Origin of the sequence: Neomesorhizobium albiziae (assembly GCF_900114255.1) — a bacterium.
In the GTDB taxonomy this organism is placed as follows: domain Bacteria; phylum Pseudomonadota; class Alphaproteobacteria; order Rhizobiales; family Rhizobiaceae; genus Neomesorhizobium; species Neomesorhizobium albiziae.
Map to the genome: position 1 here is coordinate 27,001 of NZ_FOSL01000004.1, position 26,092 is coordinate 53,092.

General features: G+C 64.1%; 19 protein-coding genes. 7 read left to right on the forward strand and 12 right to left on the reverse strand.

Annotated elements, in window-relative coordinates; translation table 11 throughout:
* Positions 1 to 103 precede the first annotated feature (103 nt).
* Together F3H98_RS08545 and purH are read left to right on the forward strand one after the other, a co-directional pair.
* The gene (locus tag F3H98_RS08545; protein ID WP_244621650.1) at positions 104 to 1,870 is read left to right on the forward strand and encodes a heparinase II/III family protein; all 1,767 of its coding nucleotides are present in this window, start codon (positions 104 to 106) and stop codon (positions 1,868 to 1,870) included.
* A 161-nt stretch (positions 1,871 to 2,031) separates the two neighbouring features.
* The gene (gene purH, locus F3H98_RS08550) at positions 2,032 to 3,648 is read left to right on the forward strand and encodes a bifunctional phosphoribosylaminoimidazolecarboxamide formyltransferase/IMP cyclohydrolase (RefSeq protein ID WP_149759720.1); all 1,617 of its coding nucleotides are present in this window, start codon (positions 2,032 to 2,034) and stop codon (positions 3,646 to 3,648) included.
* A 139-nt stretch (positions 3,649 to 3,787) separates the two neighbouring features.
* Here the strand turns inward: purH and F3H98_RS08555 are convergent, their stop codons facing one another.
* Entirely contained in the window at positions 3,788 to 4,354 is a 567-nt protein-coding gene (locus tag F3H98_RS08555) for a peroxidase-related enzyme (RefSeq protein ID WP_149759721.1), read from the reverse strand.
* A gap of 110 nt (positions 4,355 to 4,464) precedes the next feature.
* Between F3H98_RS08555 and F3H98_RS08560 the strand changes: the two genes are divergently transcribed.
* Positions 4,465 to 9,243, forward strand: coding sequence for an NAD-glutamate dehydrogenase (locus F3H98_RS08560; protein WP_149759722.1), 4,779 nt, complete (start codon positions 4,465 to 4,467; stop codon positions 9,241 to 9,243).
* Between the two features lie 27 nt (positions 9,244 to 9,270).
* Positions 9,271 to 10,668, forward strand: coding sequence for an MFS transporter (locus tag F3H98_RS08565; protein ID WP_188130371.1), 1,398 nt, complete (start codon positions 9,271 to 9,273; stop codon positions 10,666 to 10,668).
* A 39-nt stretch (positions 10,669 to 10,707) separates the two neighbouring features.
* Here the strand turns inward: F3H98_RS08565 and F3H98_RS08570 are convergent, their stop codons facing one another.
* The 3 genes from F3H98_RS08570 to typA all read right to left on the reverse strand — a co-directional run bounded on the left by F3H98_RS08570 (position 10,708) and on the right by typA (position 13,645).
* Positions 10,708 to 11,322 (reverse strand): LysE family translocator, encoded by a 615-nt coding sequence (locus tag F3H98_RS08570; protein WP_149759723.1) that lies wholly within the window; start codon positions 11,320 to 11,322, stop codon positions 10,708 to 10,710.
* Between the two features lie 84 nt (positions 11,323 to 11,406).
* Entirely contained in the window at positions 11,407 to 11,754 is a 348-nt protein-coding gene (locus F3H98_RS08575; protein WP_149759724.1) for a hypothetical protein, read from the reverse strand.
* A gap of 64 nt (positions 11,755 to 11,818) precedes the next feature.
* Positions 11,819 to 13,645: a translational GTPase TypA gene (gene typA, locus F3H98_RS08580; protein WP_149759725.1), complete on the reverse strand. Its 1,827-nt coding sequence runs from the start codon at positions 13,643 to 13,645 to the stop codon at positions 11,819 to 11,821.
* Between the two features lie 231 nt (positions 13,646 to 13,876).
* Here typA and F3H98_RS08585 point away from each other — a divergent pair, with 231 nt between their 5' ends.
* Positions 13,877 to 15,595, forward strand: coding sequence for an adenylate/guanylate cyclase domain-containing protein (locus F3H98_RS08585; protein WP_149759726.1), 1,719 nt, complete (start codon positions 13,877 to 13,879; stop codon positions 15,593 to 15,595).
* 165 nt (positions 15,596 to 15,760) lie between these two features.
* Here the strand turns inward: F3H98_RS08585 and F3H98_RS08590 are convergent, their stop codons facing one another.
* From F3H98_RS08590 to F3H98_RS08605, 5 genes are all read right to left on the reverse strand, one after another.
* On the reverse strand, positions 15,761 to 17,338 hold the full coding sequence (locus F3H98_RS08590; protein WP_149759727.1) for an alkaline phosphatase D family protein: 1,578 nt from the start codon (positions 17,336 to 17,338) through the stop codon (positions 15,761 to 15,763).
* A gap of 171 nt (positions 17,339 to 17,509) precedes the next feature.
* Entirely contained in the window at positions 17,510 to 19,396 is a 1,887-nt protein-coding gene (locus F3H98_RS08595) for an MFS transporter (RefSeq protein ID WP_149759728.1), read from the reverse strand.
* Between the two features lie 145 nt (positions 19,397 to 19,541).
* Entirely contained in the window at positions 19,542 to 19,712 is a 171-nt protein-coding gene (locus F3H98_RS31030; protein ID WP_188130372.1) for a hypothetical protein, read from the reverse strand.
* A gap of 102 nt (positions 19,713 to 19,814) precedes the next feature.
* Positions 19,815 to 20,225 (reverse strand): hypothetical protein, encoded by a 411-nt coding sequence (locus F3H98_RS08600; RefSeq protein ID WP_149759729.1) that lies wholly within the window; start codon positions 20,223 to 20,225, stop codon positions 19,815 to 19,817.
* Positions 20,226 to 20,480: 255 nt separating this feature from the next.
* Positions 20,481 to 22,535: a M3 family metallopeptidase gene (locus F3H98_RS08605; protein ID WP_149759730.1), complete on the reverse strand. Its 2,055-nt coding sequence runs from the start codon at positions 22,533 to 22,535 to the stop codon at positions 20,481 to 20,483.
* Positions 22,536 to 22,684: 149 nt separating this feature from the next.
* Here F3H98_RS08605 and F3H98_RS08610 point away from each other — a divergent pair, with 149 nt between their 5' ends.
* Both F3H98_RS08610 and F3H98_RS08615 read left to right on the forward strand, forming a co-directional pair.
* On the forward strand, positions 22,685 to 23,164 hold the full coding sequence (locus F3H98_RS08610; RefSeq protein WP_149759731.1) for a MarR family winged helix-turn-helix transcriptional regulator: 480 nt from the start codon (positions 22,685 to 22,687) through the stop codon (positions 23,162 to 23,164).
* A gap of 23 nt (positions 23,165 to 23,187) precedes the next feature.
* Positions 23,188 to 24,411 (forward strand): multidrug effflux MFS transporter, encoded by a 1,224-nt coding sequence (locus tag F3H98_RS08615; protein WP_425294824.1) that lies wholly within the window; start codon positions 23,188 to 23,190, stop codon positions 24,409 to 24,411.
* Here the strand turns inward: F3H98_RS08615 and F3H98_RS08620 are convergent.
* The 3 genes from F3H98_RS08620 to F3H98_RS08630 all read right to left on the reverse strand — a co-directional run bounded on the left by F3H98_RS08620 (position 24,405) and on the right by F3H98_RS08630 (position 26,077).
* A complete protein-coding gene (locus F3H98_RS08620; protein ID WP_149759733.1) occupies positions 24,405 to 24,812 on the reverse strand; it encodes a nuclear transport factor 2 family protein in 408 nt (135 codons plus the stop codon). The two genes, F3H98_RS08615 and F3H98_RS08620, sit on opposite strands and share 7 nt — an antisense overlap.
* Positions 24,813 to 24,982: 170 nt before the next feature.
* Positions 24,983 to 25,627 carry a carbonic anhydrase gene (locus F3H98_RS08625; RefSeq protein ID WP_149759734.1) on the reverse strand — a complete coding sequence of 215 codons (645 nt, stop codon included), beginning with the start codon at positions 25,625 to 25,627 and terminating at the stop codon, positions 24,983 to 24,985.
* A gap of 33 nt (positions 25,628 to 25,660) precedes the next feature.
* Positions 25,661 to 26,077, reverse strand: coding sequence for an OsmC family protein (locus tag F3H98_RS08630; RefSeq protein ID WP_149759735.1), 417 nt, complete (start codon positions 26,075 to 26,077; stop codon positions 25,661 to 25,663).
* Positions 26,078 to 26,092: the final 15 nt, after the last annotated feature.

Sequence of the window (26,092 nt, forward strand, 5' to 3'; positions counted from 1 at the left end):
TATTCTTCGAGGCCCGGCGGTGCGATTTCGGACGCTCTAAACCATTCGCTAACCATAAATTATGGATAAGGGGAGCAAGGCGGCGACGACAGGATTCGGGTTTTTGACTAGTGCAGCGGGCAACGCACCGCATCTTTGGGTGCTTGTGGCGCGGGAGGTCTGGCGACGGACCCGCCGCAGGCTGCGCGCTGGCCCTATTTACCGTTGGCGTTATACCGGCCGCACGCCCGAACGCGTTCTCATCGCGCCACCGGATTTGAGGCTTGCCGACCAGCAGATCGCGCTCGAAATCTATTACGGACGCTTTCCGCTTGCCGGCCACCTGGTCGACACCGGCGGCCAATCGCCGTTCCAGATGCCGGTGGTGCATCGCGGTTGGCTGAAATCGCTGCACGGGTTCCGCTGGCTGCGCCACATGCGCGCCGCCGGCACTGATCTTGCCGCAGCCAACGCCCGCGCGCTGGTCTCAGACTGGATCGCCACGCATGGCGGAAAGATTTCCGGCGTCGCATGGGACCCGGCAACGACGGCCCGCCGCATCATCGCCTGGCTGCAGCATTCGTCGGTCGTCCTGCAGGGCGCGGAATTTGCGTTCTACCGAGCCTTCCTGCGCTCACTGGCGGTGCAGATTCGCTATCTGCGGTCGATGGCGCGCGACATGCCGGACGGCAGCGAGCGGCTGCGCGGCCGCGTCGCACTTGCCTTTGCCGCCTTGTCGCTGCCGGCGCCGAGTTCTGCCGTTCGCAACGCGACGCGCAACCTCGCCGAGGAACTCGACCGGCAAATTCTCCCCGACGGCGGTCATATCTCGCGCAATCCGATGATCGTGCTGGAGCTTCTGGCCGACCTTTTGCCGCTGCGCCACACCTACGCCAACCAGGCCGAAGCACCGCCCGACGCGCTGATCGGCGCCATAGAGCGCATGCTGCCGGCCTTGCGCTTCTTCCGCCACCAGGACGGCAGCCTTGCCCGCTTCAACGGCATGGGCGCGACAATCCAGGACCGCATCGCCGCCGTGCTGCGCCATGACGATACTGCGGGCGCGCCGCTGCTCCACGCGCCGCATTCGGGTTACGAGCGCCTGTCGATGGGCGGCACCACGGTAATCGCCGATACGGGCGCGGTACCCCCGCCAGACGTTTCGGGCCACGCGCATGCCGGCTGCCTTTCGTTCGAACTGTCTTCCGGGCGCAACCACTATGTCGTCAACGCCGGCGTGGACAATTTCGGCGCCGATGAGTTCCGGCCGCTGGCGCGCGCCACCGCCGCCCATTCGACCGCAACGCTGAACGACACATCGTCGGCGCGTTTCACGCATTCGGCCAGGGTCAACGGCCTCTTGCGCACGCCGCTGGTCGCCGGCCCTCGTCATGTTCCCTGCCAGCGTACCGACGCCGACGGCGCGCAAGGCTTCGTCGCGAGCCATGATGGCTATGTCTCGCGCTTCGGCCTCTTCCACGAGCGCGAGTTGACGCTCTCGGATGGCGGCAACCTCCTGGAAGGCGTCGACCGTTTCTTCCGCGCCGGCGGCGAAGCGCCGCGCAACAACGGCCGCGACCTCGTCACTTTGCGTTTCCATGTGCATCCCGAAACCCAGATCTACCGCGATGGCCAGGGGCGGCTGGTGCTTGCCGCCGGCGGCGCCGACAGCTGGGCGTTCTCCTGCGACGGAGCGGCGGCCGAGATCGAGGAATCCATTTTTTTCGCCGGCCTCAGCGGCCCGCGCCGCGCCAACCAGATCGTCATCTCGTTTCGGGCTTCCGAAATGCCGGAGATCGCCTGGCAGTTGACGCGCACACGCATCGTCGAGCCGCCTTCGCGATCCGAAACCCGAAGTCACAAAACGGTTTTCGGCAACACGCCGGTTTGATTCCGGGCAGCCCTGTGATAGGGCGCGGCTAGAGAGCATTTTGCAGCCAGGTGAATCACCTGGCGTCGCACAAATGCGGCTAAAACAAGCAGATAGAGCGGAATGCCGGTTCGACTTGAATGCATTCCGCTCTATCCAAATGTTGCCCCTTGGAGAACCGCATGGCCGTCGCATCCAAAAAGATCCCCGCGCCCGATCTCGTGCCCGTGCGCCGCGCGCTGCTTTCGGTTTCCGACAAGACCGGCCTGGTGGAATTTGCCAAGGCGTTGCAGGAGCTAGGCGTGACGCTGATCTCTACTGGCGGTTCGGCCAAGGCGATCGCCGCCGCCGGAATCACGGTCACCGACGTTTCCGACGTGACCGGCTTTCCCGAAATCATGGATGGTCGCGTAAAGACGCTGCATCCGGCCGTGCATGGCGGCCTGCTTGCCGTGCGCGACGACCCCGAACATGTCGAAGCCATGCATGCGCACGGCATCGAAGGCATCGATCTCGTCGTCGTCAATCTCTACCCCTTCGAGGAGGTCCGCTTCTCCGGCGGCGATTACCCGTCGATCGTCGAGAATATCGATATCGGCGGCCCGGCCATGGTGCGAGCATCGGCCAAGAACCACGCCTATGTCGCCATCGTCACCGATCCCGGCGACTATGCTGCGGTGCTCAATGCGCTGGAGATGAACACTGGTTCGCTGTCGCTCGATTTCCGCAAGAAGCTCGCGGCCAAGGCTTTCGCGCGGACCGCCGCCTACGACGCGGCCATTTCCGGCTGGTTCGCCGAGGCGCTCGACATCGAACAGCCGGCATGGCGGGCGTTCGGCGGCAAGCTCGAGGCGGTCATGCGTTATGGTGAGAACCCGCACCAGTCGGCCGGCTTCTATATCAACGGCGACAAGCGGCCGGGCGTCGCCACGGCGCGTCAGCTACAGGGCAAGCAGCTTTCCTACAACAACATCAACGACACCGACGCCGCCTTCGAGCTGGTCGGCGAGTTCGATCCCGAAGCGAGTGCGGCTGTGGCGATCATCAAGCATGCCAATCCTTGCGGCGTCGGCGAAGCCGCCACGCTGAAGGAGGCCTACGCCAAGGCGCTGGCCTGCGATCCGGTCTCGGCCTTCGGCGGCATCGTCGCCACCAACCGCACGCTCGATGCCGAAGCGGCAGAAGACATCGTCAAGACTTTCACCGAGGTGATCATCGCGCCCGATGCCACCCAGGAAGCGCAGGCGATCATCGCCGCCAAGAAGAACCTTCGCCTGCTGGTGACGGGCGGCCTGCCCGATCCGCGCACGCCGGGCCATGTGGTGAAGTCTGTCGCCGGCGGGCTTCTGGTGCAGAGCAGGGACATAGCCGTGGTCGACGGGCTGGAACTGAAGGTCGTGACCAAGCGCGCACCGACCGAGCAGGAACTGGCCGACCTGAAATTCGCCTTCCGGGTGGCCAAACACGTCAAGTCGAACGCCATCGTCTATGTCCGCGATGGCGCCACGGTCGGCGTCGGCGCCGGCCAGATGAGCCGGGTGGATTCTTCCCGTATCGCGGCGCGCAAGGCGCTCGACGCTGCGGAAGCCGCGGGCCATTCCGAACCGCTGACCAAGGGTTCGGTGGTCGCTTCCGACGCGTTCTTCCCCTTCGCCGACGGGCTGATTTCAGCCATCGAGGCAGGCGCCACCGCCGTCATCCAGCCGGGTGGCTCGATGCGTGACGACGAGGTGATTGCCGCCGCCGACGCCCACGGCATCGCCATGGTGTTCACCGGCGTACGGCATTTCCGGCATTAGAGCATTTTGCAGCCAAATGGAATCATTTGGCGTCCGCATAAATGCGGCAAAACAAATAGTTAGAGCGAGTTACCGGTTCTGAAAGAACCGGAACTGGCCTAGCTAGGTACGGCCTTCTTCCCCGTCGGGAACGGAAGCCTCACCGCGCCATGGCGTGGTATTCGGCGTTCGGCCGCATGTCGATGGCCGCGGCGACCCGGTTCGACATGTTGAAAAAGGCGGCGGTGGAAGCGATGTCCCAGATATCGCGGTCGCTGAAGCCGGCCTGCCGCAATGCCGCCCTGTCGGCCTCCTCGATCTTTGCCGGCGTTTCCGTCAGCTTCACCGCAAAGTCGAGCATCGCCTTCTGTTTCGGCGGCAGGTTGGCGGCACGGTAGTTCATCACCATCATCTCGCCGAGCGCCGGGTCGCCGGAAAGCTGGCGCACCGCAGCGCCATGCGCGGTCAGGCAGTAGTAGCAGTGATTGACCGACGAAACGGCCACCGCGATCATCTCGCGCTCCAGCTTGGAGAGGCCGGAATCGCCGAGCATCAGGTCGTTGTAGGTGTCTGTGAAGGCGCGCAGCTTCTTCTCGTCGAAGGCGTAGGAGAGAAGCACGTTGGGCACCAGGCCGAGCTTTTCCCGGCATTTGTCGAAATAGGCCTTCGTCGCTTCGCTCAATTCGCCCGCAGGCGGCAGATCCAGCGCCGTTATCTTTTCGCTCACGGTCATCTCCTCTTCATCTGAAATTTGCACATTCCATGCACGGATCGCGGTCGCAAAACACTTTTAGTCTGCTACGATAGTCGCAAAAGCATACGGTGGGAGAGAACGTGATGGCAGCCAGAAAATCCACCAAGGCAGCAGCCAAAACGCCGGAGGCCGCCAAGGCCAGGACCGGTTTTGCGGACATCCTTCTGGCGCGCGCGCCGGCCGAGGATATTTCCACCTACCGACCCCAGGTGCTTGAACAGGCTGCGGAATTCGCCCGGCGGGCGGTTGCCCGTCACCGCAAGGGCGAGAGCGTCGTGGCAATCGACGCCGGCGCCGGCATCGAAAGGGCTGGCCGACCGGTGACGGTGGTCACGGTCGTCAACGACAACATGCCCTTCCTTTTCGATTCCATCCTCGGCGAGATCACTGAAGCCGCCGGCGAGCCGACGCTGGTGCTGCATCCCGTGGTGCTGGTGAAACACGGAAAGACTGGCGTCAGCGACATTCTGGGCGACGCCGGCACGGCCAAAAGCGACCACGAAGCCGACCGGGTCAGCGTCATCCAGGTGCATGTCGGGCCGCTGTCGGAAGATGCAGCCGTCGGCCTCAGCCAGCGCCTGCAGCGCATTCTTTCGCAGGTTCGTGCCGCCGTGGCCGACTGGAAGCCGATGCTTGCCCGGCTCGACCAGGCGATCTCGGAATTCCGCTACGCGCCGGTGCCGCTGGACAAGGACCATGTCAACGAGGCGATCGCCTTCCTCGAATGGCTGCGCGACGACAATTTCACCTTCCTCGGCATGCGCGAATTCAAGTATTCGGGCGGCGAGAAGAGCGGCACACTGGAGCGGGCGGAGAAGCCCGGCCTCGGCATCCTGGCCGATCCCGACGTTCTGGTGCTGCGGCGCGGCACCGAAGCGGTGACGACAACGCCTGAAATCCGCGCCTTCCTGCACGGACCCGAGCCGCTGATCGTCACCAAGGCGAACGCCAAGTCGGTGGTCCATCGGCGTATTTATCTCGACTATGTCGGGGTCAAGACCTACGACAAGAAGGGCAAGCTCGCCGGCGAGCTGCGCATCGTCGGCCTGTTCACCTCCACCGCCTACACCCGCTCCGTGCTGAAGATCCCCTATCTGCGCTCCAAGGCCCAGACGGTGATCGCCAAGTCGGGTTTCAACCCCGGCGATCATTCCGGCAAGGCGCTGATCAACGTGCTGGAGTCCTACCCGCGCGACGAACTGTTCCAGGTCGCGGTGCCGACGCTGCGCAAGCACGCCGAGGCGATCCTGGCGCTCGGCGAACGGCCGCGCGTCAGGGCTCTGGTGCGCGCCGACCAGTTCGACCGTTTCGTCTCCATCCTCGTCTTCGTGCCGCGCGACCGCTACGATTCCATCGTGCGCGAGCGCATCGGCGATTTCCTTAAGAAGAAGTTCGACGGCCGTTTGTCGGCCTATTACCCAGCTTTTCCCGAAGGCAGCCTGGCGCGCGTGCATTTCATCATCGGGCGCTCGGGCGGAAAGACGCCGAAAGTCGACCAGCAGGAACTGGAGGCGGGCCTGCGCGACATCGTGCGGACCTGGGAGGACGGGTTGCGCGAGGCTGCCGCGGACGCCGCCGCCGACGGGGTGCTTGCCGGAATCGCCGGCCGTTTCCCGGAAAGCTACCGCGGCACCTTCACGCCAGCGGAAGCGCTTGGCGATGCCCGGCAGATCGCCAAGCTCGATGCGGCCAATCCGATCGCCATCGATTATTACCGGCAGCCCGGCCAGCAGCCCGAGCAGGCGTCGCTGAAGATCTATCATTTCGGCACGCCGGTGGCGCTTTCCCGGCGCGTGCCGATCCTTGAAAACACCGGCTTCCGCGTCATCAGCGAACGCACGTTCGAGGTCGGAGACCCCGACGGCGATACCGTCTTCGTGCACGACATGGAGCTGGAAAACGCCTTCGGCAAGCCGATCAGGCTGGACGACGGCGGCGACCTGTTCGAGGAAGTGTTCCTGTCCGTCTGGCGCGGCGACGCCGACAATGACGGCTACAATGCGCTGGCACAGACCGCGTCGATGCGTTCGGCCGAAATCGGCATCCTGCGCGCCTACGGCCGCTACCTGCAGCAGGCCGGGATTCCGCAGAGCCAGGATTTCATCGCGGCGGCGCTGAACCGTTATCCCGAACTCGCGCGTGCACTTTTCCAGCTGTTCGTCACCCGCTTCGATCCGGCATTGCAGGCAGAGGCCGAGGTCACGGCAAAGCACCTGAAGGCGAAGATCAAGGACGAGCTCGACGCGGTGCCGAACATCGACGACGACACGATCATCCGCCGCTACCTCAACCTGATCGAATCCTCGCTGCGCACCAACCATTTCGCGCCGGCGACGCGAACCGACGGCCGCTCGCTGGCGATCAAGCTCGATTCACGCAAGGTCGACGGGCTGCCCGAGCCGCGGCCGTGGCGCGAGATTTTCGTCTACGGGCCCGAGGTCGAGGGCGTGCACCTGCGCTTCGGTCCTGTGGCGCGTGGCGGCCTGCGCTGGTCGGACCGGGCGCAGGACTATCGCACCGAGGTGCTCGGGCTGGTCAAGGCGCAGCAGGTCAAGAACGCCGTCATTGTGCCGGTCGGCGCCAAGGGCGGCTTCTTCCCGAAACGTCTGCCGGTCGGCGGCAGCCGCGACGCAACCTTTGCGGCCGGCACCAAAGCCTATGTCAATTTCATCTCCAGCCTCTTGTCGATCACCGACAATCTCGATGGCGCTACGGTCATCCCCCCGGCGAACGTGGTGCGCCGCGACAGCGACGATCCGTATTTTGTCGTGGCTGCCGACAAGGGCACCGCGACGTTTTCCGACACTGCAAACGGCATCAGTGAGGCGCATGGCTTCTGGCTCGACGACGCTTTCGCATCGGGCGGCTCGGCCGGCTACGATCATAAGAAGATGGGCATTACCGCCAAGGGCGCCTGGGAGGCGGTGAAGCGGCATTTCCGCGAAATCAACCGCGATATCCAGACCACCCCCTTCACCGTGATCGGCGTCGGCGACATGTCGGGCGACGTGTTCGGCAACGGCATGCTCCTGTCGGAGCAGACGCGGCTGATCGCCGCCTTCGACCACCGCGACATCTTCATCGATCCGGATCCGGACATGGCGGCTTCCATGGCCGAGCGCCGGCGCATGTTCGACCTGCCGCGTTCCAGCTGGCAGGATTACGACAAATCGAAGCTTTCAGCCGGCGGCATCATCGTTTCTCGCGCCCAGAAGTCGATCGCCCTGCCGGCAGCCGCGGCAGCCGCGATCGGCCTGGCGAAGACGGTCGCCTCGCCGGCCGAGATCATGAACGCCATCCTCAAGGCGCCGGTAGACCTGCTCTGGTTCGGCGGCATCGGCACCTATGTGCGCGCCACCGGCGAGAGCAACCAGGAAGTCGGCGACCGCGCCAATGACGGCATCCGGGTCACCGCCGCCGAGCTGCGCGTGAAAGTCATCGGCGAGGGCGCCAATCTCGGCGTCACCCAGCGCGCCCGCATCGAGTTCAACCTGCTCGGCGGCGCCTGCAATTCCGACGCCATCGACAATTCGGGCGGCGTCAATTCCTCCGACGTCGAGGTCAACATCAAGATCGCGCTGGCTTCGGCGATGCGCAAGGGTGCGCTGACGCGTCCGGCCCGCAACAAGCTGCTGGCCGAAATGACCGGTGAAGTCGGCTCGCTGGTGCTGTCCAATAACTACCAGCAGACCCTGGCGCTTTCGCTGGCGCGCAAACGCGGCATCGCCGACATGCCGCACGAGGCGCGTTTCATGGCGGCGCTGGAAGCACGCGGCCTGCTCGACCGGGCAGTGGAAACACTGCCGTCGCCGGCAGCACTCGCCGAACGCCAGGTGCGCGGCGAGCCGCTGACGCGCGCCGAACTCGGCGTACTGCTCGCCTATGCCAAGATCGTCCTGTTCAGTGACATCCTTGCCGGCAACGTCGCCGACGATCCGCATTTCGAGCGCGACCTCCTCGCCTACTTCCCCGAGCGCATGGCCAGGAAATACCATGCGGAGATCAATGGCCACCGACTGCGGCGTGAAATCGTCGCGCGTGTGCTTGCCAACGATCTGATCAACCGCGGTGGACCGGCCTTCGTCAGCCGGCTGCAGGATTCGACCGGCCGCAGCGCCGGCGATGTGGTGCGCGCCTTCACCGTGGTGCGCGATGGCTTCGCGCTGGGAAGCGTCTATGCCGATATCGACGCGCTGGATAACAAGATCGATGGCCAGGCGCAGCTCGACCTCTACCAGACCGCCGGGCGGTTGATCGCGGCGGCGACCGCATGGTTCCTCAAGAACGACCATGGCGACGCGCCGCTCGGCACGCGCATCGCCGAACTGCGCGAGGCCCGCAAGATCCTCGAGCCGAAGATTGGACAGTTGCTGCCGCCCTTCATGAAGGAGAGGCTGGACGAGCGGCGCGAATCCTTCTTCCGGGCCGGCGCGCCGGAGCGGCTCGCCGAGCAGCTCGCCGCCCTGACGGTGGCCGAACTGCTGCCTGACATCGCGCTTGTTTCGCGCAATGCCGGCGCCGACCTGCTCGCCTCGGCACGCGCCTTCTTCGCGGTGAGCGATGCGTTCCGCATTCCCCGCATCGAGGACGCCGCACGTTCGATCACGCCAGCCGACTACTATGACGGGCTGGCGCTTTCGCGCGCGACCGACATGATCGGCGCTGCACGCAGGGGCATCGCGACCTCGGCGCTCGCCGGTTTCGGCAAACAGGCCGACCCGGTCGCCGCCTGGCTCGAAGCCGGGGGCGGACGCATCGCCCGCACGCGCGAGCGTCTGCAGGCGCTGACCGAAGGCGGCGACATCACCGTGTCGCGGCTGTCGGTGGCATCGGGACTGATGGGCGACCTGACCGGTCAGTAGACACCGGCGGTATTCGCGGGAGGGGACATGGCTGAAAGCATGGATGCGGTTTCCGCCGCCGAAACCCGGCGCGCGCCGCGGCGAGGCATCTGGGGCTGGATGCTCTTCGACTGGGCGGCGCAACCGTTCTTCACGGTGGTCACAACATTCATCTTCGGTCCTTATTTCGTCTCGCGCATGGCTGCCGATCCGGCCATGGGGCAGGCGGCCTGGGGCTACGGCATCGCGGCGGCCGGCTTCGTCATCGCCATCCTGTCGCCGGTGCTCGGCTCCATCGCCGACCAGACCGGCCCGCGCAAGCCGTGGATCGCGGTCTTCGCGGCGATCAAGATCTTCAGCCTCTGCATGCTGTGGTTTGCAGCACCCGGATCAAGCCTGTTCTTCGCCGTCTTCTTCTTCTCGCTGGCCTCGATCGCGGCGGAGTTCTCGACCGTCTTCAACGATTCCATGATGCCCCGGCTTGTGCCCAAGGCCGAGATCGGCAAGATTTCCAACATCGCTTGGGGGCTTGGTTACCTCGGCGGCATGATCGCGCTGATCTTCGTCGTCGCGCTGCTTGCAGGCTCGCCGGAAACGGGCAAGACGATCATCGGCGCCGATCCGCTGTTCGGCCTCGACCCCAGCCTCGGCGAGGATGCACGCGCCACCGGCCCGCTGTCGGCGCTGTGGTATTTCGTCTTCATCCTGCCGATGTTCTTCTTCACCCCCGATGGCAGGAAAGGTATGCCTGTCGGTCCGGCGGTGCGCGAGGGCCTCGCGGAGCTGAAATCGACACTTGGCGAAGTGCGCCGGCGCGCAGGTATCCTGCGCTTCCTGATCGCGCGGATGATCTACCAGGACGGTGTCAACGCGCTGCTCGGCCTCGGTGGCGTATTCGCGGCGGCAATGTTTGGCTGGTCGATCACCGAGATCGGCGTTTTCGGGATCATCCTCAACGTCGTTGCGATTTTCGGCTGTCTCGTCGCCAGCCGGCTCGACACCGGGCTGGGCTCGAAAGCCGTGGTGATGATCGCGCTGGGGCTTTTGATCATCGCCACGGTGGGCATCGTTTCGACCGGGCCAGGCTATACTCTGTTCGGCGCATTGATGCTGCCGGGCGCCGACACGGGCGGGCTGTTCGGAACGCCGGCGGAAAAGGCCTACATCGTCTTCGGCCTGCTGATCGGCCTGGCATTCGGTCCGGTGCAGGCGTCGTCGCGCTCGTATCTGGCGCGCAGCGTCACGTCCGCCGAGGCGGGGCGCTACTTCGGAATCTATGCATTGGCCGGCCGGGCTACGAGTTTCCTGGGGCCGCTCCTGGTGGCGACGGTCACCGCGCTCAGCGGTTCGCCGCGCCTCGGCATGGCGATGATCCTTGTGTTCCTGATCGGTGGCATGGCCGTGCTGTGGCCGACACCCTATCCGGCGGACAGGGTGTCGGATTAACTCTGTACTTTTCCCACATGGGGAGCGTGAAGGGGGGCTCTAGGAGCGCGCGGCGATCGCAGCCGCAGCACCGCCCATCGTCGCGGCGCTGATGCGGTTGGCGATCTTCATGGCGCGGGCGCTTTTCAGGAGACGCCGTGCCTGGGCGGCGGCGACGATCCAGGCTACATCGACCGCGATCAGCACCACCACCATCGTTGCAGTCAGTTCCGCCCAGCCGAGCACGGTGACCGATCCAAGATCGATGATGGTCGGCAGGAGCGCCAGGTAGAACATCATGATCTTCGGATTGCCGAGGGTCACGGCCATGCCGGCGAAGAAAAGTTTTGCCAGCGAATCCTTCTCCGGCAGCGCGCCTTCCGCCACCGCGACCGGCGCGGTCCACATCTTCCAGGCGAGATAGAGAAGATACGCCACGCCCGCCCATTTCAGGGCGAGGAAGGCGTAGTGAAAAGTCTGCGCCACGAAGGCCAGCCCGAACACCGCAAGCGACAGCCAGATCGCCTCGCCGATCCACATCGCCGCGAGAAACGGCAGCACGTCGCGCCAACCCTTGGAAATCACCCGCGCCACAAGGGCCGCAATCGATGGGCCGGGCGACCCGGCGGCGACGAACAATGCGGCGGCGAAAATGAGAAGCGAGGTGAGCTGCATGACGAAACTCCTCCAAACCGGTGCGTCTTTGCCACAAATTGCGCTTTTCGTCGAGGCTGGGGGCCAGGGCGATCTTGCTAGCCGCTACGGCTTGCCGAGCCGCCGCTTCGGATCGTATGGGCTGTCCGGGTTGACGTCGAGGTCGACATCCCCGACGCATTTTTGCGCCTGGCTGTGCCGCTGACCGGAATGCCAAGGCCCGTCGATCAACTCGGCATGGCTGACCTTGTCCAACTCGAGGCAACGCCAGTCACCGCGCACCGGCCCTTTGCTGCCCAGCCCGTCGAACTGGAAAGTAAGCGCCTTCTCGGCTCCGTCGGAATGGCCGAGGATGATCGGGCAGATGGCGCGCGGATAGCCGTCATACATGCAAACGACCGGCCGGCGCGCCGCCATGGCTTCGGCAAAAAGCTGGTATGTCCGGCTCGGCATGCATGCTCCTCGTCACCGGGAGCATAACGCGCCGACGCCGGAAGGCGAAGCGCCGAGGCTGTCTTCAGGCCGCGCCGCTTACCCTGGTCTTCTCGAACCGCTTGCGCTCGTTCGGGTCGAGATAGAGCTTGCGCAGGCGGATGGTCTTCGGCGTCACCTCGACCAGCTCGTCGTCCTGAATCCAGGCGAGCGCCCGCTCCAGCGTCATGCGGATCGGCGGCGTCAGCTTGACCGCCTCGTCCTTGCCGGCGGCGCGGATGTTGGTCAGCTTCTTGCCCTTGAGAACGTTGACCTCCAGGTCGTTGTCCCTGGAGTGGATGCCGATGATCATGCCCTGATAGACCTTGACGCCCGGGTCGATGACCATCGGGCCGCGGTCTTCGAGGTTCCACATGGCATAGGCGACGGACTCGCCCTGTTCGTTGGAGATCAAAACGCCGTTGGTGCGGCCGGGCAGTTCGCCCTTGTAGGGCTGGTAGGAATTGAACAGCCGGTTCATCACCGCCGTGCCGCGCGTGTCGGTCAGAAGTTCCGACTGATAGCCGATCAGGCCGCGGGTCGGCGCATGGAAGACCAGGCGCTGGCGGTTGCCGCCCGAGGGACGCAGCTCGATCATCTCTGCCTTGCGCTCCGACATTTTCTGCACGACGACGCCGGCATGCTCCTCATCGACGTCGATGACGACTTCCTCGACAGGCTCCAGGAGTTCGCCGTTTTCGCCCTTCTGCATGACGACGCGCGGGCGCGACACGGCAAGCTCGAAGCCTTCGCGGCGCATCGTCTCGATCAGCACCGCGAGCTGCAATTCGCCACGGCCGGAGACGAAGAAGGAATCCTTGTCCGCCGATTCCTCGATCTTCAGCGCCACATTGCCTTCCGCTTCGCGCAGCAGGCGGTCGCGGATGACGCGGCTGGTCACCTTGTCGCCTTCGGTGCCGGCGAGCGGGCTGTCGTTGACCAGGAAAGACATGGTGACGGTCGGCGGGTCGATCGGCTGGGCGTGCAGCGGCTCGGTCACCGACGGGTCGCAGAAGGTGTCGGCGACGGTGCCTTTCGACAGGCCGGCGATGGCGACGATGTCGCCCGCCTGCGCGTCTTCGATCGGCTGGCGTTCCAGGCCGCGGAAGGCCAGGATTTTCGAGACCCGGCCGGTTTCGAGCAACGAGCCGTCATGGTGCAGCACCTTTACGGCCTGGTTCGACTTCAGCGAACCGCTCTCGATGCGGCCGGTGATGATGCGGCCGAGGAACGGGTTGGCTTCCAGGATGGTGCCGATCATGCGGAATGGACCGGGGTGAACGGTCGGCGCCGGAACGTGCTTGAGCACGAGATCGAACAGTGGCGCCAGGCCCTGGTCCTTTGGACCCTCCGGGTTCTCCGAGACCCAGCCATCGCGGCCCGAGCCATAGAGAATGGGGAAGTCGAGCTGCTCGTCGGTGGCGTCGAGCGCGGCGAAAAGATCGAACACCTCGTTGACCACCTCGACATGGCGGGCATCGGGGCGATCGATCTTGTTGATCACCACGATCGGCCGCAGGCCTACCTTCAGCGCCTTGCCGACGACGAACTTGGTCTGCGGCATCGGGCCTTCGGCGGCGTCGACCAGCACGATGGCCGAATCCACCATCGACAGGATGCGCTCCACCTCGCCGCCGAAATCGGCGTGGCCCGGAGTGTCGACGATATTGATGCGGGTATCCTTCCAGTCGACCGAGGTCGCCTTGGCGAGGATGGTGATGCCACGCTCCTTTTCGAGGTCGTTCGAGTCCATCGCACGTTCAGCGACGCGCTGGTTTTCGCGGAACGAGCCGGATTGCTTCAGAAGCTGGTCGACCAGCGTGGTTTTCCCATGGTCGACGTGTGCGATGATCGCGATATTGCGGAGATTCATGGTTTCACTCGGGAGATTAAGGGGCGCGAACCGATGGCGCCCAATTTCGTTGGCGCGCTCATACAGGTTTTTTCGCAGCTGCGAAAGGGGGACGGATTGGCGCGGCAAGCAATGCAGCTCCACGGTTTCGTGATGGCAACCGTGGATTGACCGGACGCGGCAGCTGGCGCTTATTGGCCGAAACTGCCGAATCTCTGCCGCAGGCTGTCAACAAGGAGTACAGAACTGCCTATGGCCGTACCGCAATTATCGCAGGCTCGAGCGGAAGAATGGCTGTCCGACAAGAAGCTGCGGACAGCCCGGCTGGCATCAGGACTGGTGCTGATGGCTTTTGTCACCATGCACCTCCTGAACCACGCGCTGTTGCTGGTATCCATTCCGGCGGCGGAGGCCGTCCGCCCGTGGTTCCTGCTGATCTGGCGCAATCCGCTGGGTAGCGTCGTCCTTTACGGCGCTGTCGTCGTCCATCTCCTGCTGGTGCTCCTGGCGCTCTACCGGCGGCGTTCGCTGGTGATGCCGGCGCGCGAGGCCCTCCAGGTGTTTTTCGGGCTGGCGATACCGCTTTTGCTGGCCGAACACGTCATCGGCACCCGCGTCATGCATACGCTGACCGGCGTCGAGGATGATTATAAATACGTATTGCGGGCGCTGTGGATCGACAATCCCGTGGTCGGGTTCTGGCAGGCGGTTGCTGTGGTCGTCGTGTGGGGGCATGGCTGCCTCGGCCTGTATTTCTGGCTGCGCTACCGGCCCTGGTATCCGCGCGCCGCGCCCTGGCTGCTAGTTGCCGCCGTGCTTGTTCCCGTGCTGGCCTTGCTCGGCTTTGCCGATGGCGGCAGGGCGGTGGCGGAAACCGACTACGTCGCGTCGGCTGTCGACCCCGCAATCATCGAGCAGGGCGTACGCGTGAAAGGCTGGCTTCTGCCGGCAGTCAGGGGCTCGTTCGCGGCGATGCTGGCGGCGGTATTCGCGCTGCGGGCGTTGCGGATGCGGCGCGAACGCCGCAACCTCGTTGAGATCCGCTATTCCGACGGCCATGTCGTGCGTGTCGCCAAAGGCCACAGCGTGCTTGAGGCGAGCCGCATGGGCGGCATCCCGCATTATGCGGTCTGCGGCGGCAAAGGCCGCTGCTCGACCTGCCGCATCAAGATATCCGAGGGACTGGACGATATGCCTCCCGCGGGTCCGATCGAACGGGCGACACTTGCCAGGATTGGCGCCGACCCGGACGTTCGGCTCGCCTGCCAGCTGCATCCAACCAGCGATCTCAGCGTCACGCCGCTGCTCATTCCAGACCGCCGCCGCGCACTTACGCTTGCCACGCAGCCTGCAACGCCCGGCCGCGAGCGCGAGATCGCCATCCTTTTCTGCGACATCAGGAGCTTCACCGAACTCTCCGATCACCGGCTTCCCTTCGATATCGTGTTCCTCCTCAACCGCTATTTTGCAATGGTTGGGAAGGCTGTCGAACAAGCGGGCGGACGCATGGACAAATTCATCGGCGACGGCGCAATGGCGCTGTTCGGCGTCGACACCACCAATGTCGAGGCCTGCCGGCAGGCCCTGGTCGCCGCGGCCGTCATCCTCGATGACCTCCAGCGGCTCAACGACGAGCTCGCCGGCGAGATCAATGCGCCGCTGCGGGTGGCGATCGGCATCCACGCCGGCCCGGCCATCGTCGGCGCGATGGGCTACCGCGAAGTCATGCACGTCACCGCCATCGGCGACACCGTCAACGTCGCCAGCCGGCTCGAACTGGTCGCCAAGGAGCTGGACGCCTCGGTGGTCGTCTCCGAACAGGCGGTGCGGCTCTCGGGCCTCGACCTTTCCGCCTTCGATATCCGCGAAGTCGACATTCGCGGCCGCGCCCAGCCACTGCAGGTGCGCGTCGTGCCGCAGGGATCGACGATCGCCATCGCCGGCCAATCGCAACTGGTCAGCGCGGCTTGACGGGCAACGATGGCCGGCCGAACGGCTGGCCATCGTCATGCAGGCGCCGCCAAGAGCGTTTCCAGGAAAAGTGAGTAGCGGTTTTCCGGTTCGGAAACGCGACAAAACGAAGACCTGGAGCGGCTGAACGATTCCATGGAATCGTGAACCGCTCCAGGAAGGCAATCAGGCCGAACGGACCGGATCGAGCGTCACCTTGTAGAGCTCGATGTCGTCGCGATCCATCAGCCGCACCGTCATCTGCTCGCCGGCGCCGTTAATGTCCACCAGGCCGAAGAACTGCAGACCGGCCGAAGGCGGAAGGTTCTGACCCTGCTCGGCGGTCGGCGCCTTCACATATTTCAGCTCGGGCCCGAAGGTCGGGTCGAGATCGCCGGGACCGAACGTGCCGGCGTGCAGCGGGCCGGAGACGAACTCCCAGAACGGGTTGAAGTCCTGAAATGCCGCTTTGTCGGGATTGTAGTAGTGCGCGGCGGTGTAGTGGACATCGGCGGTGAACCAGACCGTGTTGTCGATGCCGGCGGTCTTGATGTAGCGCAGGAGATCGGCGATCTCGAGTTCGCGGCCGCTTGCAGCTCCCGGTTGGCCGTTGGCGATCGCTTCGGCGCCCTTCTTGTTGGCCGCGTCATTCCATACGATGATGCCGAGCGGCATGTCCGAGGCAATCACCTTCCAGGTTGCCTTGGAATTGGCCAGCTCGCGCTTCAGCCACTTCACCTGCTCTTCGCCGAGAATACGCGACTGCGGCGTCATCTCGGTTTCGACGGCGTCGCCATTGGGGCCGCGATAGGAGCGCAAATCGAGGAAGAACACGTCGAGCAGCGGCCCGTAGGCGATCTTGCGGTAGACCCTGCCCGGTTCGGCCGGCGTGAAGCGGATCGGCGTCATCTCATGAAAGGCGCGCGCGGCGCGCGACTGCAGCAGCGCCACCGACTTTTCCTTGTAGCGGTCATCCGCCGTCAGGTCTTTCGAAGATGACCAGTTGTTGACCACCTCATGGTCATCCCACTGGAAGAAGGTCGGGCACACGGCGTTGAAGGCCATGCAATGCTCGTCCATCATGTTGTATTTCCACTGGCCACGGTACTCGGCGAGCGTCTCCGCGACCTTGCTCTTCTCCTCGGTAAGCACCTTGTTCTGCCATTTGGTGCCGTCCTTCAGGTCGACTTCCGCCTTCAACGGCCCATCGGCATAGATCGTGTCACCCGAATGCAGGAAGAAGTCCGGCGTGTGTTTCGCCATCGTCGCATAGGTGTAGATGCCCTTGTCGTCGATGCCCCAGCCCTGGCCGACCGTGTCGCCGGACCAGGCGAAACGGATGTCGCGCTTCGACATCGGCGCCGTCTTGAAGCGGCCGACGATCGGTTCCGAGACGACATTGAGGTCGGACAGATCGGCAAGCGTCATCCGGTAGAAAATATCCTGATCCGAAGCGAGGTCGGTCAGGAGCCGCTTCGCCGTGAAATCGCTCTCCGGCACGGCGTCGAGCGTCGCCAGCTTGCGCGCATTGGCGAAGCTTTCGGTGGTCGACACTTCGAACATGACGCGCGAAGGCCGGTCCGCGCGTGTCCAGATCACGCCGGAGGTGGTGTCGACATCGCCGGACTGCACGCCGTGGGTGAACTGGGGCCGCGCATTGGCGCGGGAATAGAAGGGAAGCGCCAGTCCGGAGGCGCCGACAAGGCCGGCGGCACTCGCCGAGGTCACGAAAGCGCGGCGGGTCAGTTTCAGGCGGGGGTTCATGGCTGTCTCCGGGATGGCGTTGAACGGAGCGCGCACACTCCGTTGCCCGGGTGGCAGGACGATTTCAGTTGCGTGAATTTTTGTTGAAACTTCCGTGACGTCGCGATGCCGCCAGACGGAAACACCCGGCGCGTCGCCGCGCCGGGTGCAATTTCGGTTCGGATCAGCCGTTCAGTCCTTGGCGTGCAGATCGGTGCCCAGCGTATCCTTGACGAAGAGCGTGCCGATGATGAGCGACATCGCGGCTATGGCGATCGGATACCAGAGGCCGTAGTAGATATCGCCCCTCGCCGCGCTCATGGCAAAGACTGTCGCCGGCAGCAGGCCGCCGAACCAGCCGTTGCCGATGTGGTAAGGCAGCGACATGCCGGTGTAGCGGATGCGGGTCGGGAACATCTCGACCAGGATCGCCGCGATCGGGCCGTACACCATCGTCACATAGATGACGAGCACGAACAGGATGGCGATGACCATCGGCCAGTTCACCTGGTCGGCAGCCGCAACCATCGTGAAGGCGCCGGCAGCCGGGATGCTGTAGGCCGTGATCTCGGTTGCGCCAGCCGCCTCTTCCGCGGTCAACACCTTGTCCTTCACCGCCTGGTCGAGAGGAATGGTCTTCTTCTCGCCGGCGCGGATCGCCGCGGCATCCAGGGTGACTTCCGGATTGGCCGCAATGAAGGCGTCGAGTTTCTGGTCGGCAACCGTTGCCGCGCCGCGAACCAGCGGATAACCGCCGTCATGGAGGGCAATGTTGACGGCCTTCTCGAACGCCTTGCCGAGACCGGCCGCCTTGTCGCCCGCGGCAACCGCATCATAGGACGTTACCGTTTCCTCGCCGATCTTGACGGTTGCAGCAGTTCCCGGCGCTGCGGTCGCGACCACATCGTAGGGAACGGAATTGCGGGTCAGGAACGAAGTGGCGATGTCGCAAGACGTCGTGAACTTCGCCGTGCCGACCGGGTTGAACTGGAACTTGCAGTCGCCCGGAGCGGCTGTCACCGTTGCCCGCGTGTTCTGCTGCGCGGTGGCGAGCGCCGGATTGGCGGCCCAGGTCAGTGCCTTGAACAGCGGGAAGTAGGTGACGATGGCGAGCGCCAGGCCGGCCATGATGATCGGCTTGCGGCCGATCTTGTCCGACAGCCAGCCGAACAGGATGAAGCCGAACGTGCCGAGCGCCAGCGCGATCGCGATCATGATGTTGACCGAGCGGGCGTCGACCTTGAGCACGTTCTGCAGGAAGAACAGCGCGTAGAACTGGCCGGAATACCACACAACGGCCTGGCCGGCGGTGAGGCCGAGCAGCGCCAGGATGGCGATCTTGGCGTTCTTCCACTGGCCGAAGGCTTCCGACAACGGGGCCTTGGAGCCCTTGCCCTCTTCCTTCATGCGCACGAAGGTCGGCGACTCGTTCAGCGAAAGCCGAATCCAGACCGAAATGCCGAGCAGGATGAAGGAAAGCAGGAACGGAATGCGCCAGCCCCAGGCCGCGAACATTTCCTTGGTCATCGAGCCTTGCACGATGAGGATGACGATCAGCGACAGGAACAGGCCGAGCGTCGCCGTGGTCTGGATCCATGACGTGTAGAAGCCACGCTTGTCGTCAGGTGCATGCTCGGCGACATAGGTCGCCGCGCCGCCATATTCGCCGCCGAGCGCCAGGCCCTGCAGCATGCGCAATGCGATCAGGATGACCGGCGCCGCGATGCCCCAGGTAGCGGAGCCCGGCAGCAGGCCGACCAGGAAGGTCGACAGGCCCATGATCAGGATGGTGACCAGGAAGGTGTATTTGCGGCCGACAAGGTCGCCGATGCGGCCGAACACCAGCGCGCCGAACGGGCGCACCAGGAAGCCTGCGGCGAAAGCCAGCAGCGCGAAGATGTTGCGTGTCGCTTCCGGATAGGAGGCGAAGAAGGTCGCGCCGATGAAGGCGGCGAGCGATCCGTAGAGATAGAAATCGTACCATTCGAACACGGTGCCGAGCGAGGAAGCGAAGATGACCTTCTTTTCCTCTCTCGTCATGCCGCGGCTTGCGCCACCGGCCGTCGATGCCATTGCCATTGTGTGTCCTCCCAAAAACATCCGTTGCTCGCACGACCGAAGAATTCCGACGACGCGCGAGCAACTTTCGCGATGTTTTAGTAACGCCGGCTGGCAGGACGAACCAGCGCGGCTTTGGGATTATGACCTTAGTATGATACGCCGGTCAGGCGGCCTTATCCTTGCTGTCGACGAGATAGCCTCTTTCGCGAAGCCAGCGCGCCATCACCAGTTCGACAAGAGAGGAGACCGAGCGATGGTCGTCCTTGGCGGCCTTCACAAGGGCTTCCTTGATATCGCGTTCGATGCGGAATCCGAGCGGATGGGTCTTTGACATGATGTTTTCCTGACTATGGTTGCCGCGATCGGCCATTGAAGCGTCGGCATGCGGGAGCGGCAAATTGTTGGTTTGGGTTGCGGCTTCCGTGGAAGCAGGCAGTCAGGCCGTCAAAGGCGGGTCGCGGGCGCTGCTGAGACAGGCCGACACCGGAAAGACATAAGTGGCAAGCAGGGAGCCGTGCGCGGCAACGCATTTTATCTGTCCGCCCCCTGGGCCTGCCGCCGCCAGAACCGGTTCGTCGGTATGGCCGTAGGGATAGCTGGTGACGGCTTGAAGAGTTGCGTCGACCCAGATTTCCAGAGCCGTTTTTTCCGACAGGGAATGACGTGCAGGTCCGGTGTCAGGCTGCGCCAGCCACGCATTTCCGGCCGGTTCGCTTGCCTGCGCGGAAACCCTTGCGGTGCCAAACGGCACCTCCGCGATCGCCAGCGCGAGCAGAAGCAGCGCCAGCAGCCGGAGTAAGGCTCGTGGTCGCTTGTACCCAATTGTTTGGGGCGGCTCGATCAGCATGACCTGGCTAAGGCGATTCCTACCATCGGCAACGTTTGTCGAACAAACACTACCTGTTGACGCACTGCAAGGCCAGTGCGCCTTTGGCAGGATAGGAGGAGAATCTTTGGTTCGGACCTGAAGCGGCGGGCCCCGGCCGCTACGCCGCGCCCTCGGTTTTGCCCACGGTGCAAAAACCGGAGCCGGACACGCCCTTATGCGGCAATGCCCGGTCCTCGCCAGGTTTGAGGCGAGCTGTCTGCGGGAAAGGCCGGGCTAGAGCAACCCGCGCTTGGCCATCATTGCATCCGGCGTCGGCATCTTGCCCCGGAATGCGGTGTAGAGCTTTTCCGGATCGGCCGAGCCGCCGGCGGCATAGATGTGTTCCTTCAGTTTTTCGGCAAGCGCCGGGTTGAAGGCATCGCCGGTTTCCTCGAAGGCCGCGAAGGCATCGGCATCGAGTACCTCCGACCACAGGTAGGAATAATAGCCAGCCGAGTAACCGTCGCCTGAAAACACATGCAGGAAGTGCGGCGTGCGGTGGCGCATGATGATCGCATCCGGCATTTCCAGCTTCTTCAACGTTTCGGCTTCGAAACGAAGCGGATCCTCCGGGGCATCGGGGCGCGAATGATAGGCCATGTCGACCAACGCGGAAGAAGCGAACTCGACCGTGTTGAAGCCCGCATTGAAGGTGCGGGCCGCCAGCATCTTGTCGATCAGTTCCTTCGGCATCGGCTCGCCGGTCTTGTAGTGGAGCGCGTGCTTGGCCAGCACTTCGGGCACGGTCAGCCAATGTTCGTAGAGCTGCGACGGCAGTTCGACGAAGTCGCGCGACACCGAGGTGCCGGCGACCGACGGCCACGTCACCTCGGTCAGCATGCCGTGCAGCGCGTGGCCGAACTCATGAAACAGCGTCTTTGCCTCGTCGACCGACAGCAGCGCCGGTTCGCCAGCAGGTGGCTTGGCGAAGTTCATGATGTTGTAGATGATCGGCCTGGCGCCGCTACCCAGCTTATGGCCGGATTCCAGCGCGCTCATCCAGGCGCCGGAGCGCTTCGACGGCCGTGCGAAATAGTCGGCGACGAACGTACCGCGCAAGCTGCCGTCGGCGTTTTTCACCTCGAAGACCCGTGCGTCGGGATGCCAGGTCGCGATCCCCCGCTTTTCCTCGAAACGGATGCCGAACAGCCTGGTCGCCACGTCGAAACAGGCTTCGATGATGCGTTCGAGCTGGAGATAGGGTTTCAGCGCCGCCTCGTCGAAGGCGAAGCGCTCGGTGCGCAGCTTTTCCGCGTAGTGGCGCCAGTCCCAGCCGGCGATCGCATGGTTGTGGCCCCCAGCGGCAGCAAGCCGCTGCAGTTCGACCTGGTCCTCGGCGGCTTTCTCGCGCGCCTTGTCCCAGACCGGATCGAGCAGGCCGAACACCGCGTCAGGCGTTTTCGCCATCGTGTCGTCGAGTTTCAGCGCCGCGTAGTTGGCGTAGCCGAGCAGCTTCGCCTTCTCGGCGCGCAGCTCGAGCGTCTTTTTCACCACGGCGGTATTGTCGGTAGCGCCACCATTCTCGCCACGCATGGCGAAGCCGCGGAAGGCTTTTTCGCGCAAGTCGCGCCGCTCGGAAAACGTCGTGAACGGCTCGTAGATCGAGCGCGACAGCGTGACGGCGTATTTGCCCTTCTGGCCGCGCAATTCTGCGGCTTCCGCCATCGCGCTCTTCAAGAACTCCGGCAGGCCGGCAAGATCGTCGCCGGCATCGAGGAACAGCGCCCATTCCTTCTCGTCGGCCAGCACGTTCTGGCCGAATGTCGCGCCCAGCGATGCCAACTCCTCGTTGATCGCCGAGAGCCGCTTCTTGCCGGCATCGCCGAGCTTCGCGCCGGCGCGCACGAAATTCTTCCAGCTCTGCTCCAGGACCCGCAACGTCTCGGCATCGAGCCCGAGGTCGGCGCGTTTCTGGTAAAGCGCGTCGATGCGGGCGAAAAGGGCGGCATTCATCGAAATTGCCGACCAGTGCTTGGCCATCTTCGGCGCGATCTCACGCTCCATCGCCTGGATTTCGTCATTGGTGTGGGCGCCGGCCCGGCACCAGAAGATAGAGGAGACGCGGTCGAGCGCCCGCCCTGACAATTCGAGCGCGGCGAGCGTGTTGTCGATGGTCGCCGCCGCGACGTTTCCTGCAATTTTGTCGATTTCCGCGTCATGGGCGGCAAGTGCCGCATCAAAAACCGGCCCGAAAGCATCATCGGTCAGTTTCGAAAAATCCGGCAGGCCGAGCGGCCCGGTCCAGTGCGTAAGCGGATGGGCGGAGAGGTCTGGCCGTTTCTCGGACATGAAGGCTCTTTCGTGCTGGGATGGTTTTCCATCGCCATGGAGAATGACGCAACCGATGTAGGTCGACTGCTCCGCCGCTGCAACCGTCTTGACGCCGGGTCGACGAATCAATAAGGGATCATGATAATCAGGTAAGCTTATTAAATTCGATGGCACGCAAGATTGATACCGACACATTCGGATTTCTGGCGACCGACATTTCACGGCTGATCCGCGCCGACCTCGACCGCCGTATCGGCGAGACAGGCATCGGCCTGACGGCGGGTGAGGGACGCACCTTGATCCATGCTGCGCGCGCCGGCAGCGTACGCCAGAACGTGCTGGCCGAGCGCATGGGCGTCGAGGCGATGACCCTGAGCAGCTTCCTCGATCGGCTGGAGGCGCGCGGTCTGGTCACCCGCCGGCCCGACCCCGCCGATCGCCGTGCCAATCTGATCGAGATCACCGAAGCCGCCGACGCCGTGATCGGCGATATCCAGTCGATGTCGGCCTCGATTCGGCACAGGGCGGCGCGCGGCATCGACCCGGCCGAATGGGAGCGCTTCCTGTCGGTGCTGAAAACAGTGCGCAATAACCTGGCAGAACAACGCGGCGAGCCGCAGCGGCGATCTCCGGGTTCGGCATCATGAACCAGCAGGAGATAGCGCCGCTGATGAGTGAACGCCGGGTCAGCCTGATCGGCGCCCTTCTGGTCGCCATCGGACCGGTTTCGATGGCGCTGTTCACCCCGGCGATGCCGGAACTCGTCGCTGCCTTCGGCACCACCGAGGCTGCGGTGAAAATGACGATCTCGCTCTATTTCGCCGGCTTTGCCCTCGCGCAGCTCGTCTGCGGGCCGCTTTCGGATGGGTTCGGACGCCGACCGGTTACCGTCGCCTTCATGGGCATCTATCTCGCCGCCAGCCTTATGGCGCTGTTTGCACCGACCATTGAAATCCTGATTGCCGCCCGTTTCATGCAGGGCATAGGCGCGGCTGTCGGCGTCGCCATGTCGCGCGCCATCGTGCGCGATCTCTTCACCCAGGATCGCTCGGCGCGCATCATGAACCTGATCGGCATGATACTTGCCATCGGACCCGCATTTGCGCCGGTGATCGGCGGCGTCACCATGGAGTTTTTCGGCTGGCATGCCGTCTTCATCTTGATGGTCGTAATGGGCGTATCCATCGTGCTGGTGGCGATTTTCGGCTTGCGAGAAACGGTGACCCGCGATCTCTCGCGCATCCGTCCGAGGGCGCTGCTCGCATCGTATTACACGCTGTTCGGCAGCAGCTACTTCGTGCTGTGCAGCCTGATCATAGCCGGCACCACCGGGGCGATCTATGCGCAGGCCACCATACTTTCCTTCATCCTCATCGACCGGGTCGGCCTGTCGCCGACCGCGTTCGGCGCCTCCATGCTGGCTCAGACCGGCATGTTCTTTACCGGTTCGGTGGCTGTGCGCTTCCTGATGCCGCGGCTCGGCGCTTTCGGCCTGGTGCCGATCGGGCTGGGGTTTGTCGCCATCGGCAGCGTGCTCCTGGCCACCTTGCTGCGGCTCCAGGAGCCTTCCCTGCTCACCGTGATGGGCCCTGTCGGCGCCTATGCGTTTGGCATCGCCTTCGTCATGCCGGCGATGACCACCGCCGCAATGGCGCCGTTCCCGAAGATCGCCGGGGCGGCGGCATCGCTCACCGGTTTTGTCCAGATGGGATCGGGCCTGCTCGGCGGCATGATTGCCGCGTGGCTGGGCGACGCGGTGGTGGCAATGGCCACCGTCATCCCGACGATGGGCTTCACCGCCGTCATCGCATGGTTCTTATGGCGGCGCTTGCCCGAACCGGTGCAGCCGGTGATCTCGCCGCGCGAACGGATCGAGCCGCCGATCGCTCAATAGGCGTCGCAGTTTTCCGCGACCGCCGCTTGCGAACTTGCGGTGATAGCGTTGCCGGCGATGGCGAAGGTTTCCCGCATCAGGATGTCGTTCGCCGGAAAATCATAACAAGCAATCACGGTCACGACGCCGGCCTCGGTCTTCTCCACTTTGTGCCGGATCGTCGCGCCGGCGCCCGCCGTTTGCCATTCGTCCATGGAAGCGACGAACTCGGCCTTGCTCTGCTCGATGCCCAGATCGTCGAGCCTTATGCGCGCGTCGTCGGAAAGCAGATCCGAGATCGCCGTGCGGTCGACGGCCAGCAGCGCCGCATACCAGCGGTCGATGACAGCCTCGTCGGCGCGCGCCGAAACCGCCAGCAGCAATGCCGCACCCATGGCCAGGAAGAAGCGTGACAAAGTCATCTTCTCGTCCTCCGGGCGGTATTATAGCCTAACGCATGTCGCGCAAAAGTGTGCAGCGGTTTTGCGATAACGACATGCGCAAACAAGAAGCTACAGCGCGGCCGCCGAATCCCATTCGGCGCGCCGCGCTGTAGTGCGTCGCCTCCGACAGCGCCGGTTTAATGCCAGCCTCAATCCAGGTCGGGCCGCTCGAAATCGCCGGTCTCGCGGTTCATCACCCAGAGCTCGCCCGTCGAGATGTCGAACCAGGCGCCGTGCAGCGACAGCCTTTCCTTGCTCTCAAGTATTTTGACGCACGGGAACGTCCGCAGATTGGCAATCGAATAGCGGATCGAGATGCGTTCCAGCGCGGTCTGCCGCTCGCCTGCCGTCATCATGGTATTGCCGCTGACCGCGTCGGCTGCCGGCGCGACAAGGCTCATCCACTTGCCGATGAAGTCGCCCGGCGACAGCGGTTCGGCGTCCGGGGCGAGCGCTGCCTTGATGCCGCCGCAGCGGCCATGGCCCATCACCACGATGTGCTTCACCTTCAGGCTCTGAACCGCGAACTCGAGTGCGGCCGAGGTTGAATGGTACTCGCCGTCCGGCGCGTAGGGCGGCACCAGATTTGCGACGTTGCGCACCACGAACAGTTCGCCCGGTCCAGCGTCGAAGATCGCTTCGGGCGCTGCGCGCGAATCGCAGCAGGCAATCACCATCGTTTCCGGCGTCTGTCCTTCTCGCGCCAATTCGCGATAGCGGCCGCTCTCGGAAATATAACGGCCGCCCATGAAGTTGCGGTAACCGGCGAGGAGTTGGTCGGGGAGATTGGACATCGGCGGGCAATTAACGGCAAACGTCAGCGTCGATCAAGTGTCGATCACCTCGAAATCGTGGGTAATCGTGGCCGTCTTGGCGAGCATCGCAGAGGCCGAGCAATATTTCTCGATCGACAGGTCGATGGCGCGCTGCACCTTGGCCGTCGCCAGGTTCCTGCCCTTCACGATGAAATGCATGTGGATACGGGTGAAAACCTTGGGATCGGTTTCGGCGCGGTCGGCATCCATCTCGACAACGCAATCCTCTACCGCCTCGCGGCCCTTCTCCAATATGTGGACGACATCGTAGGCCGAGCAGCCGCCGGTACCGATCAGCACCATCTCCATCGGGCTCGGGCCGGGCGTGCGCCCATCCTCGCCGAAAGCGGTGCCGAGCACCACCTTGTGCCCGGTGCCGGACTCGCCGACGAACGTCCGGCCCTCAACCCACTTAATGCGCGCCTTCATGGCAATTTCCTTTCA